Source organism: Chitinispirillales bacterium ANBcel5 (genome assembly GCA_029688955.1).
GTDB lineage: Bacteria > Fibrobacterota > Chitinivibrionia > Chitinivibrionales > Chitinispirillaceae > Cellulosispirillum > Cellulosispirillum alkaliphilum.
In genome coordinates this window covers 103,909-121,231 of sequence record JARUKZ010000003.1, presented here as the reverse complement: position 1 = coordinate 121,231, position 17,323 = coordinate 103,909, and the positions used below count along the sequence as shown (strand labels likewise).

At 40.1% G+C, this 17,323-nt stretch carries 16 protein-coding genes; 10 read left to right on the top strand and 6 right to left on the bottom strand.

The annotated features are described in order from the left end of the window. Positions 1-216: 216 nt before the first annotated feature. Positions 217-786 carry a hypothetical protein gene (locus tag QA601_02680; GenBank protein ID MDG5813969.1) on the bottom strand — a complete coding sequence of 190 codons (570 nt, stop codon included), beginning with the start codon at positions 784-786 and terminating at the stop codon, positions 217-219. Positions 787-1,491: 705 nt separating this feature from the next. On the opposite strand from QA601_02680, the gene QA601_02675 reads away from it, so the two are divergent. Next, positions 1,492-2,181, top strand: a complete 690-nt coding sequence (locus QA601_02675) for a hypothetical protein (GenBank protein ID MDG5813968.1) — start codon at positions 1,492-1,494, stop codon at positions 2,179-2,181. Positions 2,182-2,353: 172 nt separating this feature from the next. Here the strand turns inward: QA601_02675 and QA601_02670 are convergent, their stop codons facing one another. Together QA601_02670 and QA601_02665 are read right to left on the bottom strand one after the other, a co-directional pair. Further along, a complete protein-coding gene (locus QA601_02670) occupies positions 2,354-3,694 on the bottom strand; it encodes a hypothetical protein (GenBank protein ID MDG5813967.1) in 1,341 nt (446 codons plus the stop codon). Between the two features lie 371 nt (positions 3,695-4,065). After that, positions 4,066-5,769, bottom strand: coding sequence for a hypothetical protein (locus tag QA601_02665; GenBank protein ID MDG5813966.1), 1,704 nt, complete (start codon positions 5,767-5,769; stop codon positions 4,066-4,068). 390 nt (positions 5,770-6,159) lie between these two features. Here QA601_02665 and QA601_02660 point away from each other — a divergent pair, with 390 nt between their 5' ends. Beyond that, positions 6,160-6,414 (top strand): DUF3820 family protein, encoded by a 255-nt coding sequence (locus QA601_02660; protein MDG5813965.1) that lies wholly within the window; start codon positions 6,160-6,162, stop codon positions 6,412-6,414. A 239-nt stretch (positions 6,415-6,653) separates the two neighbouring features. Then, positions 6,654-6,977, top strand: a complete 324-nt coding sequence (locus QA601_02655) for a hypothetical protein (GenBank protein ID MDG5813964.1) — start codon at positions 6,654-6,656, stop codon at positions 6,975-6,977. Positions 6,978-7,342: 365 nt separating this feature from the next. On the opposite strand, the gene QA601_02650 is transcribed toward QA601_02655, so the two are convergent. Next, a complete protein-coding gene (locus QA601_02650) occupies positions 7,343-8,257 on the bottom strand; it encodes a prenyltransferase (protein MDG5813963.1) in 915 nt (304 codons plus the stop codon). After that, positions 8,254-9,102: a lycopene cyclase domain-containing protein gene (locus QA601_02645; GenBank protein MDG5813962.1), complete on the bottom strand. Its 849-nt coding sequence runs from the start codon at positions 9,100-9,102 to the stop codon at positions 8,254-8,256. Before QA601_02645 ends, QA601_02650 begins: the two co-directional genes overlap by 4 nt. A 477-nt stretch (positions 9,103-9,579) precedes the next feature. Here QA601_02645 and trpD point away from each other — a divergent pair, with 477 nt between their 5' ends. From trpD to QA601_02610, 7 genes are all read left to right on the top strand, one after another. After that, positions 9,580-10,680 (top strand): anthranilate phosphoribosyltransferase, encoded by a 1,101-nt coding sequence (trpD, locus tag QA601_02640; protein ID MDG5813961.1) that lies wholly within the window; start codon positions 9,580-9,582, stop codon positions 10,678-10,680. Continuing rightward, entirely contained in the window at positions 10,674-11,579 is a 906-nt protein-coding gene (locus QA601_02635) for a prenyltransferase (GenBank protein ID MDG5813960.1), read from the top strand. Before trpD ends, QA601_02635 begins: the two co-directional genes overlap by 7 nt. A 158-nt stretch (positions 11,580-11,737) precedes the next feature. Then, complete coding sequence (locus QA601_02630; protein ID MDG5813959.1) at positions 11,738-12,430, top strand: ABC transporter ATP-binding protein; 693 nt, start codon at positions 11,738-11,740, stop codon at positions 12,428-12,430. Beyond that, positions 12,427-13,686: an FtsX-like permease family protein gene (locus QA601_02625; protein ID MDG5813958.1), complete on the top strand. Its 1,260-nt coding sequence runs from the start codon at positions 12,427-12,429 to the stop codon at positions 13,684-13,686. Before QA601_02630 ends, QA601_02625 begins: the two co-directional genes overlap by 4 nt. Positions 13,687-13,701: 15 nt before the next feature. Then, positions 13,702-14,943 (top strand): FtsX-like permease family protein, encoded by a 1,242-nt coding sequence (locus QA601_02620; protein ID MDG5813957.1) that lies wholly within the window; start codon positions 13,702-13,704, stop codon positions 14,941-14,943. 22 nt (positions 14,944-14,965) lie between these two features. Continuing rightward, positions 14,966-15,700, top strand: a complete 735-nt coding sequence (locus tag QA601_02615; GenBank protein ID MDG5813956.1) for an outer membrane lipoprotein-sorting protein — start codon at positions 14,966-14,968, stop codon at positions 15,698-15,700. A gap of 3 nt (positions 15,701-15,703) precedes the next feature. After that, positions 15,704-16,837 carry a hypothetical protein gene (locus QA601_02610; GenBank protein MDG5813955.1) on the top strand — a complete coding sequence of 378 codons (1,134 nt, stop codon included), beginning with the start codon at positions 15,704-15,706 and terminating at the stop codon, positions 16,835-16,837. Between the two features lie 22 nt (positions 16,838-16,859). On the opposite strand, the gene QA601_02605 is transcribed toward QA601_02610, so the two are convergent. Next, positions 16,860-17,309: a GNAT family N-acetyltransferase gene (locus QA601_02605; protein MDG5813954.1), complete on the bottom strand. Its 450-nt coding sequence runs from the start codon at positions 17,307-17,309 to the stop codon at positions 16,860-16,862. Between the last annotated feature and the right edge of the window lie 14 nt (positions 17,310-17,323).

The following is a 17,323-nucleotide window of genomic DNA, read 5'->3' as shown; positions in this document are numbered from 1 at the left end:
TGGTGAATTGAAAAGGGGCCCCGGAGATGAATCAACCAAATTTCTTTCACCTGATTCATTTCCAGGTATGCTTCTAACCAGAATTTTTGTGTAATTAAATTACAAAAAAGTTAGTGGAGCGTATATATTACTCTCATAATTGAATAACTTAAAACATGTATTGGGTTATAAAATGTTCATTTTCTGTTTTTTGCCTTATCGACCTTACTATTACCTTTAAAAGTAAGAATAGCCTATACCAAAATTTAAATCAAAACCTAATCCTCTTCCGCTAGTGATAAGCGCATTGGAATCCCCGCTGTATTTTACACTTCCGAACGCCCATCCCAAACCACCATCTGCAAAAATTGAGATTCTATTCCACTTGCCTTTTACGCCGATATACCCTAGTAACTTAAAGACCACTCCCTTAGCATCATATTTATTATTACCAAAACGATCGGATTCTTCAATACTGAGATAAGTTACATGTGCTTTTGTTTGAAGGTATATACCAGATTCTGGTTTTCCAAGATATCTTCTTAATCCTCCACTACCAGAAAGTGCTAAAAACTGTAAGGGGGCGTCATTCAAAATATTCAGTTCTGGAGAAAGTATTAGAGCACTTTGTGGACGACGATATCTTTCATAGGTTATTTTGAAGGTACTGGGCAATTCCGGAATTGCAGTACTAGCAATAAGTGATATAGGATGGATAGAAGTCGTATTTCGCATTGTTTGTGCTGGTATAGTCTGAAAAAAAATGGTAGCAACAAAGGCAACTGTCATAATCTTCTTCAAATACATAACTACTCCTAATTGTAAGTGACAAGTAATCTCATAATTAAGGACCTAATCCTGTAAAGATAATAAATTTTGTCTAATATAAATTATTGATCTCTTCATTACTATGTTTTTTGCTTGGGGCGGTACAAAATAATAAGGAAAAAATGGGTAGTAAGTTCTCTTGCTGGTATTAATTCTTATGAGGATTATATCTATAGTTCAAGCTTTAGTTAAAAAGTATGCAGGTCATAACGCAGTAAAAGTAGATAATAAGGGTATCTGTCCCTGTTTGATTTTTTTTTGTTGATACAAATGATATAGTTCCGATTCTTATTACTATGCCGGAAAATTCTATTGAAAAGAGTCATACTGATTAAATAATCTAAAGTAAGTTCTTTAGATACATTAAATACTTTTCATCATTTAGAAATGGCAGCAGTCCCCCAAAAGTAACTGCTGCCATTGGAACTCTAGAGCATCTAGCTTTACAATTATTGTTTACCAAAAAATATTTTACCAAGCAAATATCTAGTCACTTTACAATTAGTATGCCGGAGAATTTGCCAGCGCTGCTGACCACATCTACAATATAAGCACCTGAAGCAATATTGCGTAAAGGAATACTTGCAAACATCTTCCTTTATGAGTTGTTGATATAATTTTTCTTCCTCTCAGGTCGCGCAGCGTTATAGTGCCGACCTGTCCCTGCAGCCCCGGAATTTTAAGTTGATACGATTTCATAACACTGCTACAGGATCTCTATATCCGCTGACCGGAGAGGTGGCTAATTCTTCTCTGGACTATTTCGTTGACGATATGGTTCGATACACTTTTTCAGATTCACTCACCCGCGGCTACGACCGTTCATTCGGTCGTTGGGTAATTTATGGATCTTCGCCGCAAATGGGAGGAAACAGTGCTATCACCGTATCACAGGTTCCAAACAGTACTACTGGTGGAACCTTGGATGTTACTGCAGTACTGGGGGAATCTTTCCAATATCCCTTTGAAGGGATTGGTACGTTACCAGCTTCAAAAAACAGCGGAGTCATAATGAATCTATCATCCATGAGCTCTTTTACTTTTGATGCGAGGGGACAGGGCACTTTGCGTATGCGTTTTGGTTCAGACTTGCTGGATGAAGCCGATGAACAAAGGCAGTATAGTTATACTTTTGGTTTAACAGAAGACTGGCAGCAGATTGAAGTTACTCCCGAAATGCTTCAATTATTTACCTATGATGCTGATGCAGAGGCACAGTTTCCATGGGCTGATGCATCAAAAAGGATCAACAGAATAGAATTTGAATTCAGTTACTTTCATAACTCAATTGGTGATACGCTGTGTTTTGAAAGTGAAAGTATGATTTTTCATGGGGTCAGGTTTGAGGAGATGGTCGAGCTGCCCGTAAAATAAGTATAGAACCATGATGCAGTAATTATCAGGCCTTTAAATAATGGTTAACTGCATCAGGGCAGATTGTATTCACCCGGTTCATCCTTATGAGGAGTGCTTTCAAGGTGTAAGCATTGTGTTTTTTTGTCTGATACCATCATTGACGCTTTTTTGTTTTTCCAAACAGAGAGAATCAACTGTTTTGAACGATCTCAAGAAAGAGCGAAAGACGATATCGTGTGAATCTAAGAACTTCAAGTTTTGCACCACTGTACACTTGCCGAATAAGATCAGCCGTTTCTTCGGCTTTGTCGTTTAGTTGCAAAGTGCTTTCATACAGTTCAGTGGCACCAATGTCCATTAGATACTTTAAATTCTCTTTTTCACTCCACTCGTCAATGATGCCATAAATGCTATGGGGAGAAATTGATTCGTCAGGCTCCCAATATTCAATTTTATCATAGGGACTCTTGTTAAGCAGTGAGGTAAGGCTTTTAGAGGCTTTATACTCTTTACTTTTAATATGTTTATCCCAGAACGAAGGATCTTCTGGATTGTAGCATGGTATATACCCGACAACCTTATCGAGCAAGCGTCGTAACTCATTATAAAAAGCAAGTTCTTCCTGCTCAAGCTGCTCAAATAATGAATGTTTTTTAAACTCACTAAATACTTCAATGAATGGCTTATGGGCCTCCTCAAATTGTTTAAGTAGGGAGGAGTCATTGGTTTTTTGATAGGCCTGTTGTACGATTTTTTCCGCATGCACTGAAAGCTGGGACAGAGGGATCTGGTCATAAGAGAACATCTGAAGTTTTCGTATCTGTTCCTGCTCCCTGATTCTGCCTTCAAACAGCTCCCCGGCATCTAGCTGAACAAAATCTTTAGTTGCTGATTTAAAGAGATTTGATATGGAAAACCCCAGGCAGATGTAGTAGCGTTTTTTACGCAGGGAATCGTTTATGTCCTCAGGCAAAGAACTGCAGAGCGCGTCCAATTGAAGCTGCACTTTTTGTAGCGTACTGCTTTCTGAAAGAATTCCGGCCATCTCACAAAGAGAACTGTTCTGCGGATCAATAAGCCTTCTGATCAGGTTTTCCATATCCGGCGGTTCCCAGAAATGGCCATCTGCTGCATTGGCGCTTGAAAAAAAACGATCACCATCTTCTGTGGGCTCAAGCAGTTCCCATGATGCTTTATAGGAAGGAATCTCATAAAGAGCACTTTCGGGTGTAAGCTGAAGGTAGTGGAGGGTCATCGTGGGATCTTCAATCTCCACATTTAAATTATCATCTAAGGTATCGACCATTCGCTCCCATAACCTATAGCGCTCTTTTTCTAAGCTATCGATCTCTTTCCAGCAGCTAAGTTGCTGCAAAGAAGTGATACTGAGACGGTAAGCGGACATATCCTGACCGATAGATTCAGCCAGTTTATCATTAATCTTGTGGATATCAATGAGTACATCTTCTGCAGTGGACAGGAATTCTTCGTGAGATAGGGAATTAAGATCTTTCAAATTTTTTACAGTCATTATAAACCTCCGGTTTGTTATAAATTAACATTTTGGCAGGAGAATATACAAGGGTGAGTGAAACAAAAGTTATGTGGCTAAATTTATATGTAGAGCATCATTGTGTTTTTGTTTTAGAATGTTTTTCTTTATTAGAAAAATCCTGTAGATAGAGCAATAGCAAAGGAGTAGTGGTAGAATCAAAGAGAAGTGTTCACTATAATGGCAAGCGAACCGTCTATATTTTGCGAAGCTTGCTTGCCATGGTTATCGTAAAGCTGGAGCAATGGGAAAGAAAAAGAACAATATAATTCAATACTCAGTATAGCTTTCTATTGTTCTGTACCCTTCTTAACAATCCCATACCTTTAATTTAAAAGCTAACTTACCGTCTATTTATTCCCGGACTCAACCTTCGCATCAAGCTCCGGTGTAAGCAGCACCCCCCACTCCATCATGGTGAATCCGTCACGATCAAAAAGTATCGGTTCAGGCTCAGGAATGTCGATTGGTTCGTTAAGTGAGCTGATAAGCCACATCTCCCGGTGAACACTTTGAGGACGGGGGGTAATATCAATCTCAATCAAGGCATTAATATCCTGGGGATAGACGATAAAGTATGGTGCTGCCCCACCCAGCACCGGCATCCAGTAGTCAATAAAGTCATCGATCTCTCTTCCCACAAACGCTCTTGCTTCCATTAGAGATCGTAGCTCCTGTTCAAGATTACTCTCGCTGATAATCCAGGCCTTATCATAGTTAAACGGACCCATAAGCGAGGCCTCATAGAACAGAAATGGTATGGTGTCATCGATCATGCCAAGAGTGTCAATTATAACATCCCACCCATTACCGTACTCAGGATCGGAGGTAACCACTTCACCCCCAAGGGGAAATGACAATGTTACAGAGATGTCAGTTGTTTCTGTAGGGTACAGATATACATTGGGGGCCCTGACAATGATGGGTTCAGACTGCAGCATAAAAGTGAAATCACGATAAGGTGAATCCGTATTCACACTAAAACTGAACTTACTTCCTTCCACTTCAAATTGTGCGGTGTATGATCCTTCGGGAATAGTAGTAAACAAGTACCTGCCGCTGGAGTCAGCGGAAGTACTCTTTCCAAGCTCTTCTATTTCAAGATCCACATCGTAGAAAGTATGTGCAAACGGCGGGTTTCTAAAAAGCACCCCGGTTAGCATCCCTTCAGCTTCGGGTATAGTATCTAAATCCAGAGAAACAGGGCTAGCTGTATATATACTATGATGTTCACAAAAAGGCATAGGATAAAACCTACTGTAGAAACCTTCCTGAAAGGCATAAACGTAGTCGGTATATCCAGATAACCACATGGTACCAGGTGCAGGTCCAGAAAACTTGTACACCCCTTCCCTGAGCCCCTTTATGGTATCAAACGGTTCTGAGAACGGAGTAATACTATATACTGTGATATTATCTGCAACACCTCTTGTGGAATCAATGAGCACAATTGTGCCTAAACTCTCTGTTGTATCCAATGGGTAGTAGAGTAAAGGGTAATTGGGATAGCTAATAATAAGAGAATCCACCCCCTGCAGCTTTTTTACCTGCAGAGCAGGTTTGGCCGCAGCACCTGTGAAACGATTTGATGCAGTGTTACCATAGGGAGTTACTCTGTAGGTATACTCTATTGTTCCTGTTTTTTCTCTGAGAATCATACTCTGATGAGCGATGGTGTGTAGAGAGAGGTCAAACAGATGGTTACCAGGAGACAATATCTCATCAACAAGGGTTTTTACCTTTCTGCCCTGAAGAGTAAAAAGTTCAAGTCTGACCCGTTTATTTCCGGTTGATGTATAGTTTATTTGATTGTTTCTTATGTTAACTGAAGAAGGTTTATTGGTTTTTGTTCTCGGAGCAATGGATGAAGCTTTTTGAAGAGAAAATTCTCCGTTTTCATCGGTGGTATCGCTTATGTTTGGGTCTGATTGAAGATATACAATAGCTCCTTTGGCTGCACTATGTCTGGACGAGACGACTCGTCCGTTATAGGCATTAGCGCTATTCACAATACAAAGTGCTATGGTCATTACGAGTAAAGACCTATCCTTCATTTTGGACCTCCCGATGAATGATAATAATTACCAGGTAAAACTGCTCTCTGCAATTAATAATAAATGATTATACGGTTGTATGCCATTCATCTAAGAGTAATAGAAAATAAAAATGTATTCAGATGTTTTGCTGAAAGTTAGAAAACATTGTATACAATTAGAAAAACACTGGCTACTTTCTATCTAAAGTGATATAAAACATTCAGAGGTTTAATGGACATTTATGTCAATCAAATAATGGAAAAACGGTTATTGCATTTTCTTTCAAAGATTACAGAAGTTTAATTGAAGTAAAAATTGTTTACTCTTCGTGCTTTAGAAAAAGTTTTCAAGGAATAGATCTATTCTTAAAGTATATTCACCGATTCACCTTTTTCAGGAACAGTGATTATGCCAACTTCCGATTCTCTTTTTTCTGATCCCACTTATCTTCTGAAGCTTGCACGTACAAGGATGCCTTTTGGCAAATACAAGGGGTTACTTCTTATAGACTTACCCGAACCCTATGTGGTATGGTTTAACCGTAAAGGGTTTCCTGAGAACACATTGGGGGAGATGCTCAGGGCTGTTTATGAAATAAAGGTAAATGGGTTAGAGTATCTTTTTGAACCACTTAAAAGAGTCGCTCCAGAATCTAACCATTAATTTTTGGTGTATATCTTTTAATTACACTACTCTATTAAACACTCATTAAAGAAATTACGAACACAGATATCTCTGCCATCACCCTTCAGGAGATTTTACAGGAGTATCTGTTCATACCCACCTCCATCCACATTCAGGCTACCTTTATCCTACAAGAGCTACTCAAATGGATAGAAAATTGCTATAAGTAGATATCTAATCATTTAGCTCAAAACAAACAGAGCACAGGAGCAACAACTATGAAAATAGTATCCAAATATGGCATCATCATTCTTGCACTCATTCTAATCGTTATCGGTATAATAGTAGTTGAAGAACCGGGATCAGCGGGCCTGTTTGCAAACAATTACTTTGCCTCCGGAATGTTTTCTTCCGGAGTTTTTGCAGCCGGTAATTTCGCTGCAGGTATATTTTCGGCAGGCATTTTCTCCATAGGTATTTTTTCGATTGGAGTTTTTTCTGTGGGTATTTTCTCGGTAGGAATTTTTTCGGTCGCCATTTATGCATCAGCAATCTATGCACTGTGTAAATACAGAGATAAAGGTGGGTTAATTGAGCGATAAACAAATTATTAGGTTGAGAGTTTTGCTCGCACTTGCAAGAGCAAGACTGTAAAAAACTTGTACAAAATAACCCGGGTCATGCCGTAGTAACCACCGGGGGCGACAATGATACATTTAAAGGTTCTCTTGCTGGCAAAACCTCTATTCTGCTCTATGCCTCTATATCTGACAAAACCATATTCGCTCTCCTTGGCCCTAAAGCATTTTAGGTCTAATATACTTCCGGAGCACTTATTTTCACTGCGGGTATTCTAAGATCTTTCTTTTAACAGAAAGAATAACTATACAGCAGTAGGTAGTATCTCTTTTGCTTTTCGTACAGTATTTCATTAAGTATTCATTTACACCGCTCAATCCACAGTACGTCATGAGGATTTGTGAGTTCCAAAAAGCATCGCTGCTGTTATTAAAATCGTAAAGGACAAAGTGGAGAGAATGGAGAAGAGCACAAAAGCAAACATGGTTTTATTACCTGGTCTGCTTTTTTTCATGCATACAATCATTACGATAATAGAGATCAATGGAAGGATAATTACTGCAACTATCCATAGATTAAGAATTAGCTCCTTAACAACAACAACAAAGAAGATAACAGCCACACAGTGTAGGGTGATTACAGCTATTTGAACTTTTGTTCTTCCGGCCAGAACGGCCAAAGTTCTCTTACCGCCCCTTCTGTCTGATGGTTCATCGGGCAACGTTGTAGAAATAGCACATCCAAGATTTAGTGGCAACAATGATAGATAATATTGAAATGGAAAGCTTTGAATGTCTCCTGATATAACATAGTATCCAAATAGCGGCAGGATGAAACCAGCACCCACCATCTGAAGAAACTCTCCGCCTCCCCGGTAGGATAGCTCTACAGGTTTAAAACTGTAAAGCCACAGTAGTGTTAATGAGAAAAAAACCAGGATAAGAGCATATGGTCTTCCACTCAGCGTCAGTATGAAGCCAAGTAAAAGGCACAAAAACCCAGAGACCACTGCACCCAAACCAATCTGTTCTCTTTTCAGGTGGTTGTAAACAAGAACTCTGGAACCACCTGAAAATGGAGTATAGGTATCATTAAGGAGGTCCAGCTCGTAATCTGCATAATCGTTTGCATATACGATGTATAGTTGAATCATTATGCTGAATAAAAGCACTGCTAAAAGGTATACAAGATTTAACTGATAGCCCACTGAAAAAGCTACTGATACTCCAAACAGTATTGGGAAAAGTATAAAGGTCTGGCTCGGTAAACGTGATGCCCTGAGCCAGGCTCGTAGTATTTTCATTGCAATCGTTTCCAACGTAAGTTGAAAAGGGATGGATATAAACACAGTGCAGAGGCAAAAGCGACACTACCATATAACAGTTCCTCAAGCGGAATTCGCCAGACATAAAAGTCCAATAATTTATGGGTATGCCAGTAAGTTTCAAAGCTTCCCGGTAAGAGAAGCTCAAAAATTAAGCACTGGAGTCCATAAACTATAAATCCTATAAACCCGCCCCAAAGAGCCATAGGTATCAGATCCTTTCGATACTTAACCGGTATAATCCAAATAGGAGTCATAAGGATTATTGCCGCATAAATTGCAGGAACTCCCCAAAAAACTGTAACAACAGCAATCGCACATATTGCTACCGAGAGAATTAATCCAAAATACAGCGCCCTTTTACCGCTAAAGAAAGAAGTTTTGTGAAAAGGTTCACTTGCCTGGTTTTCTGCACGCTGAACATCACTACTGCTATTGACTTGCATAGAACTGTAAGAACTTTCAGGTATTGCAACCTTAGGACTTTTTACTGTGACAGCGTTTTTTGTATCATCAACAACCACTGCTTTTATAAGTGCCTTTTTCAGGAAAAATGGGGGTAATGTTATAGACATAGATGCTAAACCGGTTACAAACATAAAGTCCTCAATACCAAAACCAATTCTTTCTGCCAAATCAAAAAGGAATGGTGGGTTCCAGTAATCGGGATAGAACAGAAACTCTGTAAAGCCAAATGGTATAGAGAGAATCGACAGTTTAGCTGCGTGAATTCGTAGATCTTTACGGAAAATCAGCACCGGGAGGACCGCTACCCAAATCAGGATATTCAGCATCAAAAAAGGGTACTGACTCAAAAAATTCATATAACTAATTCATCTTTCTTTTTTAGATCAGAATCTTAAAATTGAACAGTGTAGCAGTATTTTGCTGATAATGTAACACGATCTCTGTGTTAGAATTAAAAATATTTAAATGCAACCAATCAAACCTGTTTAGTTTTATCTAGAAGCTTTTTAGGGAATCAGAGTGCATTTTTTAAGCAGGGTACGAGCGATTTGCACTCCACATTACCAATAAAAGCTATTTTATCCAACTATTGAAATCAACATATTTTTCCGTGAAATAATTTTATACAACTATATATACCACTCCTACCACTTTCTCCGAAAACAGTTCCAACCCACCCATTTTATAGAAGAAATAAAAGATTCATTTTAACTACGTCAAACTGAGTTAATCTGTGAACAACTATTCAGGTAATTAATCTGTGAAATGAGATATCCACATAAGTATTTTATGGTATCACAAACTATATGGTAAGAGGCAAAAGGAGCGGATTAATGAGCACTCTGGAGGATTTTGGAGGTTTCATTACAACATTAATGAGTGGAGAGCACCTTTCAAAGCAGCAAGCCAGAGAGTGCTGGCAGCAGATAGTTACAAATAACCAGCCAGATCTACAGCAGGGTGCATTTATGGCAGCGCTCTCCATGAAAGGTGAAACTGCTCAGGAGATTGCAGGAACCTGGGAAGCGGTGTATGAGCTGGATACAGAGAAGGTGGATTTGTCACACTTATATCCACTCGTTGAAAATTGCGGCACAGGGATGGATAGCCTTAAGACATTCAATATCAGCACTGCAGCAGCAATAATCGCAGCTTCTGATGGAGTTACTATCGCCAGGCATGGAGCCCGTGCGCTTACATCCAAATGTGGAACAATTGATGTTCTGGAGCATATGGGGATAGATGTGGAAGCACCGCTTGAGGTGGTTAAGGAGAGTATACACCATTGTGGTATCGGCATATTTAACGGGATGAGCGAAATTGTTCATCCAAAAGCACTCTTTAGAATTCTCTCTCAGATTCGGTTTGGATCGACTCTTAATATAGCAGGTTCTCTTGCCAATCCAGCTAATCCCACCCATGGTGTAAGGGGCGTCTATGGCCCTCATCTGCTTAAACAAACGGTGGAAACGATGAAGGCCATAGGATATAAGAGAGCACTTGTGTTTCATGGCTACGGCAGTGGCGAGAACGAAGGAATGGATGAGCTGTCGACTTTGGGCAATTCACTAATCTATGAACTGGATGAAAAGGGAGTGATTCACCACTATAGCATAAGTCCTGAGGATTTCGGCATTAAACGGGCATCATATGAGCAGCTTAAAAACGCGGAGTCTGTTGCTGAGGCATCACAGATCGTCTGTCGTGTTCTTCAAAACAAGGCAACAGAAGCTCAGAGAGATATTGTACTGCTTAATACCGCCCCGCTGCTCTATATAGCGGATAAGGTTGATACGCTGGAAGCGGGTTTTGCCAAGGCAAAAGATCTTTTAGAGAATGGTGCAGCGTTTGAAAAACTTCAGGAATGGGTGGGATGTCAGAACCGCAATCCTTCAACCGGCTATAAAACTCTAAAACTGGCTTGTGCATGTTAAAGCCCTGGATCGTTGCTGTTAAGCCGGGATCACTTCCCAAGATCATACTTCCCCTTCTTGCTGGTTTTTCCGTGGGTGTGTGGATGGCAGAGGCATTCTCTTCACTTGGTTTTATACTCTTACTTCTCTACGGCCTGTCTCTTCAGATCTTTATTGTGTTAATGAATGATGTTGCAGATGCAGATGCTGATTGCTACCACATGAAACACTATCCTCATCTTATCGATGAACGAATGATCCCTACGGGCCAGATATCAAAGAGAGCAATGTTCACAGCCGGATGTATAGCAGCACTTCTCTGTTTAGCTACAGCAGTACTCTATGCAATTCTTTTGGGCCGTCTATTTGCACCTGTAGCTGCTTTGGTTTCTGTACTGATCCTCACTTTGTACAGTTTTGGCCCTTATCGTTTTAATTATAGAGGAATGGGAGAGTTGTTTGAAGCATTAGGCGTGGGAATCGTACTTCCGTTATCAGCCCTCTATTTTACTTCAGGTAAATTAGTGCCCGATACACTTGCTCCGTTTATTCTTCTTTTCCTGCTTGCCCTGGCCAGCGCACTTTCGAGCGGACTTAAGCATATGCCTTCAGACAAAAAAACCGGTAAAAGAACCTATGCCGTTCTCTACGGTCTCAACAGTGCAAAAAATTTGATAGTGGCTCTTTCGTTTTTTTCACTGCTGATAGCAATTCTCTTTTCAATCCATTTCTTTACTTTGATTGGAGCTCTTTTTCTTGTACTTATACCTGGAATCCACTTTTACATAGTGGTACGCTATAAAAAACGGGCAGATATAGAGGATCTTAAATCTCTGGGCAAATTCAAATATCATCTTCACCGGTTGATTTTTACAATCACTACAGGTGTAGCACTGACCTTTTTGACACTGTCTATATAAGTTTTAACCGTAATTTTTCAGAGTTGCTCATCAATCTTTATATAGATAGTTTTGCTCCCTGTAATTGTATTGTTAAAACGGATTTTTAGGGAGATCTTCATATTTTCTGCAGGAGTTGTTAGCAGACCTGTTTTGCTGAAAACAGAAAGGTGTTGGTAATGCCTATATTACAGTTGCACAATGTAAGGAGGGTTTTTCGTAAGGGCGAGAGTCGTGTGTATGCACTAAGGGGTGTTGATATGTCGATTGAGAAGGGAGAATTCCTTTCGATCGTTGGTCCATCAGGGAGTGGAAAGTCGACATTGCTTAATATAATCGGATGTTTGGACAGCCCAACAGAGGGAAGTGTCATTTATGATGGCAAACAGCTTGGTGGTTTGACTGAAAATCAGCTCTCTGGATATCGGAAACACAATATCGCCTTTATTTTTCAATCATATAATCTTATTCCGGTTCTCTCTGTTGTAGAAAATGTGGAACTTCCACTGATTATAGAGAAGAGGCATTCAAAAAAAGAGATAAGAAAAAGGGCGATGGAGATGATAGAGCTGGTAGGGTTGGAATCTAAAGCACATCGTCGCCCGGGCGAGCTCTCCGGCGGCCAGGAGCAGCGGGTTGCAATCGCCCGAGCACTTGTAAAAAGGCCACTCATTGTTCTTGCTGATGAGCCTACGGCAAATCTTGACTCCAGTACTGCTGAAGAGATTGTTTCTATAATGCAAACCATAAACAAAGATCTTGGAAGCACTTTTGTTTTTTCGACTCACGACAAGCTCGTTGAGAGTCATGCCTTAAGAGTCGTTGTCCTCAGGGATGGAATGATTCATTCTGATCAAAGAAAAGTGTCATGAAAGTATTGGTAAAAATTGCCTGGCGCAATATACTTCGCCATAGAAGTAGGACCATGCGCTCTGCTGTAACGGTAGCAGTTACATTAACGGTATACATTTTCCTTGATTCTCTTTTTGCCGGAATGGATCGCATTGGAACCGACAATACAATAAACCTGACTACAGCCGGCGTTAAAGTACATAGTCTAAGATATCAAGAGAAGAAGCATGCATTTCCACTCGATTATGAAGTTGGGGAGTTGGATAGCTTTGTTGAGCTTCTCGGGAATGATGAAGTCGTGAAGGGAATTACGCCCAGAACACAATTTTTCGCCAAACTTTCAAATTACAGTGAAGCTCTGCCTGTTATAGGTACGGTTATCGAACCCATAACTGATTCTACAGTCTTTTCATTTCACAATTATGTTGAAGGTGAAAACTTTTCACAGGAAAGTGAACGGGAGATTATGCTTGGCAGTGCATTGGCAAAAGATCTTGGTGTTGAGGTTGGAGAATACATAACACTGTATGCCATGACAAAATACGAAAGCAGAAACGCCGATGAGTTCAGGGTGGTGGGAGTTATTAATACCTCTGATCCGACTGTAAACAGTACTAGTGTGACGATTACTTTTAAGGCAGCAAATGATTTTCTCGATCTGGAAGGGCTTGCTACAGAGATGAATATTGGCCTTCACCACAGGGCAAATCTTGATCGTTTGATTGAAGATGCAGACCATGTAAGAAAAAGAATTGCTAACAATATGGACGAGGTAGTACCACTTACCTTCGATCAAATCGGTGCGGCTTTTTTTGAACTATCAAAACAGAAAAGAGCGTACAGTTCAATATTCATGGGGGTAATACTTCTTATTGCTGCTGTAGGAATTTTTAATACTGTACTGATGAGTGTGTATGAAAGAACAAGAGAAATAGGTGTTTTGCGGGCTCATGGCATGTGCCCCTCAGAAGTAACGTTGTTATTTTGCCTTGAAGGATTTTTCACTGGTGTAGTTGGATGTTTAATGGGTGTGGTGTGCGGAGTTATTGCCAATGTTTTTTTAACCGTGTATGGGTTTCCATTCGAATTATTTTTCGGAGGCACTATCGGTGTAGCTGCTAATATGCCTTTTTGGGGAACTATTTATGGTGAATGGAATCTCTTTTCTTTTCTGTTCTCAGCAATTTTTGCTATTGTGATAGCAACAATTGCCGGCATATATCCATCGGTTAAGGGTGGAAGATTTTCTATAACTGAAGCTCTTAGGCATGTATAGGTTAGGAATAGTGTAATGGTATACATTCTAAAATTAGCATTAAGGAATGTGATGCGTAACCGACGCAGAACTTTTCTCGCAGCAGTTTCTGTGGCTATTTCCGTATCCCTTATTTTAGTTATGCAGGGAATGTTAGGTGGTTTTCTGTCATCTATAGTCCTAAATTACACTAAAAATCAAACCGGCCATATAAGGATTTCCACAGATGAGTTTAAAGAAAAGCAAACATTTGCACCCGTTACAGAAAATATTGATTCCCATGTGCCTGTTTTAGAGAGCATAAAAAACAATCCCGATATCTCACCCTACATTGAACTGATTACCGAGCGTGTGCAAGTTCAGGTGCTCTTGTCAAATGAGGGCAATAACAGAGGTGCTGTAGTTCTTGGTGTGAATCCGGATACAGAAAGAAACCTAATGATGCTTGACCGTTCTATTATTCCCGGTGGACGATACCTGGAGAATGAACGAGACATGATTTTGGGAATACAACTTGCAACCGCTATGGGATTCAAAGTCGGTGACAGTGTAAGCGTAGTTACTCAGGCAAGTGATTATTCCCTCAATATGCGCAAGTTTGTCATTTCGGGTTTGTTTGAAACCGGCTTAAACATGCTTGATGAATCTGTAATGCAGGTGGATGTAGAGGACGCAAGAATTCTTTTAAAAATGGACAATAGCACTCAGCAGATTATAATCATGCTTAATGATTATAGAAAAGCCGATTTCCTGGCAGGGGTAATTGAAAAGAGCCTTGGGCGCAAAGATCTGTCTGTTGTTCCATGGACTAAAATTGGGGATTACGCAAATTATGTCACCATGGCCCAGAATATGTACAGTCTTGTTTACATCGTGGTGGCACTGCTTGGGGCTTTTATCATCGGCAACATAATGATGATGGTAGTTATGGAGAGGCGAAGAGAAATCGGTATTTTAAAGTCGATGGGTTTAAAGCACCAGGAAATTGTTACCCTCTTTTTGGTCGAGGGGACGATTATGGGCTTTCTTGGAAGTGTGATGGGTATGATTTTGGGAGGATCGATTGTTACATGGATGCATCTTAACGGAGTTGACTTTTCGTCCATTACTGGTTCTTTAAATATGCCTTTGGATAATGTGATCTATTTTTCAATTGAGATTTCTAATTTTTTTAAAGTAGCCTTTCTTGCTGTGGGGGTATCCGCACTTGTCTCTTTGGGGCCTTCCAGGAGAGCTTCTAAAATGAGTGCTGTTGAAACGATGAAGAGTGCATACTGAGAATATAAGAATAGGAGGAGTGATGAAATTAAGAGCTGTTATACTTACTCTGATTAGTGCTGTGCAGGTCTTTTCCATGAGTGGTGATGAGATACTCCTAAAAATGGACCAGAACAGAAACTTTTCTTCCATGCAGTACAGGGCTACAATGACAATCATAGTCGGGAATGAGACCCGTACAAAAGAGATGACAGTAAAAGCGATCTCTGGTGAAGAACGTAAAGCTATGGTTGAGTTTACAAACCCTGAAGATCGCGGAACAAAATACCTTATGATAGGCGATAACCTTTGGATCTATTTTCCCAGCGAAAAAGATGTTGTGAGAATTTCGGGCCATATGCTTAAAGAAGGAATGATGGGCAGCGATCTTTCATATGAGGATGCTTTGAGGTCAGATGAATTGAGAAAAAAATATAGCGTCTCTGTAATCGGTGAGGAGAGCATTGAAGGACGGAAATGCTTTATTATTCAACTTGATGCAAAGGTAAGAAATGTACCCTATTACAAACGTAAAATGTGGGTCGAAAAAGAAAAATTCGTTGCTGTAAAAGAGAAGATGTATGCCAGAAGCGGCAGATTGCTCAAAAAGGCCAATCTTCTGGAAGTCAAAGTGGTTGGCGAAAGAACCGTTCCGGTAAAAATGGAAATGGTAAACAAGTTACGAAAGGACTCGAGAACTGTTTTTGAAATGCATGAAGTAGTTTTTGATAAAGAAATGGATGAAAGTAGATTTTCCATTCGCTATTTGCGGAGGTAAGGAATGTCTGCTTTAGCTACCATGAAGGGTATGTCAGTGTTTATTCTTCTCTCAATGTCTCCTCTTATAGCTTCCAGTCCGTTTGGTGGATTTGAACTGGGTGGTGTGCTTTATTCTGTTCTTTCTGCCAATCACTACAGGGGTGAACAAAAAAACATTAGGTTTTCGGGTATGAACACTCTTGAGCTCAGAGGGCACAATACCAACCGTGAATATGGAATGGTCAGATTGGAAGCCGATTTTCACATGCTCTATGGAGATTATGCCAATGTTTTCGTAAAACAGATGGAAGAGCAGACCGGTTCCTCACTCGCACTTGGGGAAGCTCCGGTTGTAGCTGATCTCAGAGAGCTTTATATGGCATTTTACCCCAGATTTGCTGATATTGCTGTTGGGCGTCAGATAGTCACTTTTGGAAGAGGAGCGGTTCTTTCGCCTCTGGATATTTTTTCAACAATCGATATAAGGGATATCTATTTCAAGCGAAAAGGCAGCGATGTGGTAAGCGTAAGGGTTCCCCGTAATATTCTCTCCGGAATTGATTTTATATCAGAATTACCGGTGGGAGACAATGAACATGCCTCGGCGCTAAAGTACTTTACCACCTTCAGGGGCTTTGACTTGGACCTTATTGGTATCTACAGGCACCGATCACAAACTGGTGTGGCGGGTCTTGCTTTTAAGGGAGATGTTCATTTTGGTATTTACGGCGAGATGGTGACTCATTTTGAGGAAGCTTTAAAAAGCTCTCATTTCGAATTCATGTTCGGTACAGATTACTCGTTTTTGAGAAATAATCTTATTTTCTCGCTTGAGTATTTGTATAATGGCCTAACGATCCATCCCGATTCTTTGAGCACCGATAGTGTAACAGCAGAACTACCAACACCCTTTTTTAGGACTCATTATCTCTTTTTTAATGCATCTTACAGTGTGAATGAACTGTTGCGTCTTTCCGGTAATATTTTATATAACTTTGATGGCCGCGGACTTGTGGGCACACTGCTTGTGCGCTATAATCTTCTACAAAATGTGAACCTTACAAGCTACATTCAGGCAGTGCATAGAGATTTTTATGGGGATGCATTTTCCGGTCCAGATCTTACCTACTCGGCAAGAGTAGAGGTGGCGTTTTAAGCATTTTTCAGTCATTAGCGCTTTATTTCCCACAAGCTCCCCTATACATCAACCAGTGAGATTCGGTTTGCCCGTTTCTTTTAAATCCCAAACGACTGTAAAATGCCTCAGCTCTATTGTTTGTTTTAAGGACCTCAAGTGTAATAGGAACAGATAAGCGGTTGGAGTCTTCGATAACAGATTTCATAACCTGTTTCCCAATGCTTCTGTTCTGATATTGCGGTACAATCTGAAGCTCATTAATAAACAGTGCCTTATTACTCTGAGTGAGGGAGATACAACCGATGTCGCAATTATCATATATGATTATTTGGTATTTATGCCTCGAAAAACTTTCGTCAAAATATTGTCGTTCCAGTGTTTCATCCCAATCACCAAAAGCTTCGCTGTAGTAATGCATCATGGTCGATTTTAATAAGTCGTATAAAAACTCATAATCTTCTCTGCATGCATCTCTTAGTCTGACCATCATAGTCATGTTCCACA

What these genes read in the sequence shown, in the direction of transcription:
- QA601_02680 (MDG5813969.1), bottom strand. Translation starts at nt 786, where the DNA reads ATGTATTTGAAGAAGATTATGACAGTTGCCTTTGTTGCTACCATTTTT.
- QA601_02670 (MDG5813967.1), bottom strand. Translation starts at nt 3,694, where the DNA reads ATGACTGTAAAAAATTTGAAAGATCTTAATTCCCTATCTCACGAAGAA.
- QA601_02665 (MDG5813966.1), bottom strand. Translation starts at nt 5,769, where the DNA reads ATGAAGGATAGGTCTTTACTCGTAATGACCATAGCACTTTGTATTGTG.
- QA601_02660 (MDG5813965.1), top strand. Translation starts at nt 6,160, where the DNA reads ATGCCAACTTCCGATTCTCTTTTTTCTGATCCCACTTATCTTCTGAAG.
- QA601_02655 (MDG5813964.1), top strand. Translation starts at nt 6,654, where the DNA reads ATGAAAATAGTATCCAAATATGGCATCATCATTCTTGCACTCATTCTA.
- QA601_02650 (MDG5813963.1), bottom strand. Translation starts at nt 8,257, where the DNA reads ATGAAAATACTACGAGCCTGGCTCAGGGCATCACGTTTACCGAGCCAG.
- QA601_02645 (MDG5813962.1), bottom strand. Translation starts at nt 9,102, where the DNA reads ATGAATTTTTTGAGTCAGTACCCTTTTTTGATGCTGAATATCCTGATT.
- trpD (MDG5813961.1), top strand. Translation starts at nt 9,580, where the DNA reads ATGAGCACTCTGGAGGATTTTGGAGGTTTCATTACAACATTAATGAGT.
- QA601_02635 (MDG5813960.1), top strand. Translation starts at nt 10,674, where the DNA reads ATGTTAAAGCCCTGGATCGTTGCTGTTAAGCCGGGATCACTTCCCAAG.
- QA601_02630 (MDG5813959.1), top strand. Translation starts at nt 11,738, where the DNA reads ATGCCTATATTACAGTTGCACAATGTAAGGAGGGTTTTTCGTAAGGGC.
- QA601_02625 (MDG5813958.1), top strand. Translation starts at nt 12,427, where the DNA reads ATGAAAGTATTGGTAAAAATTGCCTGGCGCAATATACTTCGCCATAGA.
- QA601_02620 (MDG5813957.1), top strand. Translation starts at nt 13,702, where the DNA reads ATGGTATACATTCTAAAATTAGCATTAAGGAATGTGATGCGTAACCGA.
- QA601_02615 (MDG5813956.1), top strand. Translation starts at nt 14,966, where the DNA reads ATGAAATTAAGAGCTGTTATACTTACTCTGATTAGTGCTGTGCAGGTC.
- QA601_02610 (MDG5813955.1), top strand. Translation starts at nt 15,704, where the DNA reads ATGTCTGCTTTAGCTACCATGAAGGGTATGTCAGTGTTTATTCTTCTC.
- QA601_02605 (MDG5813954.1), bottom strand. Translation starts at nt 17,309, where the DNA reads ATGATGGTCAGACTAAGAGATGCATGCAGAGAAGATTATGAGTTTTTA.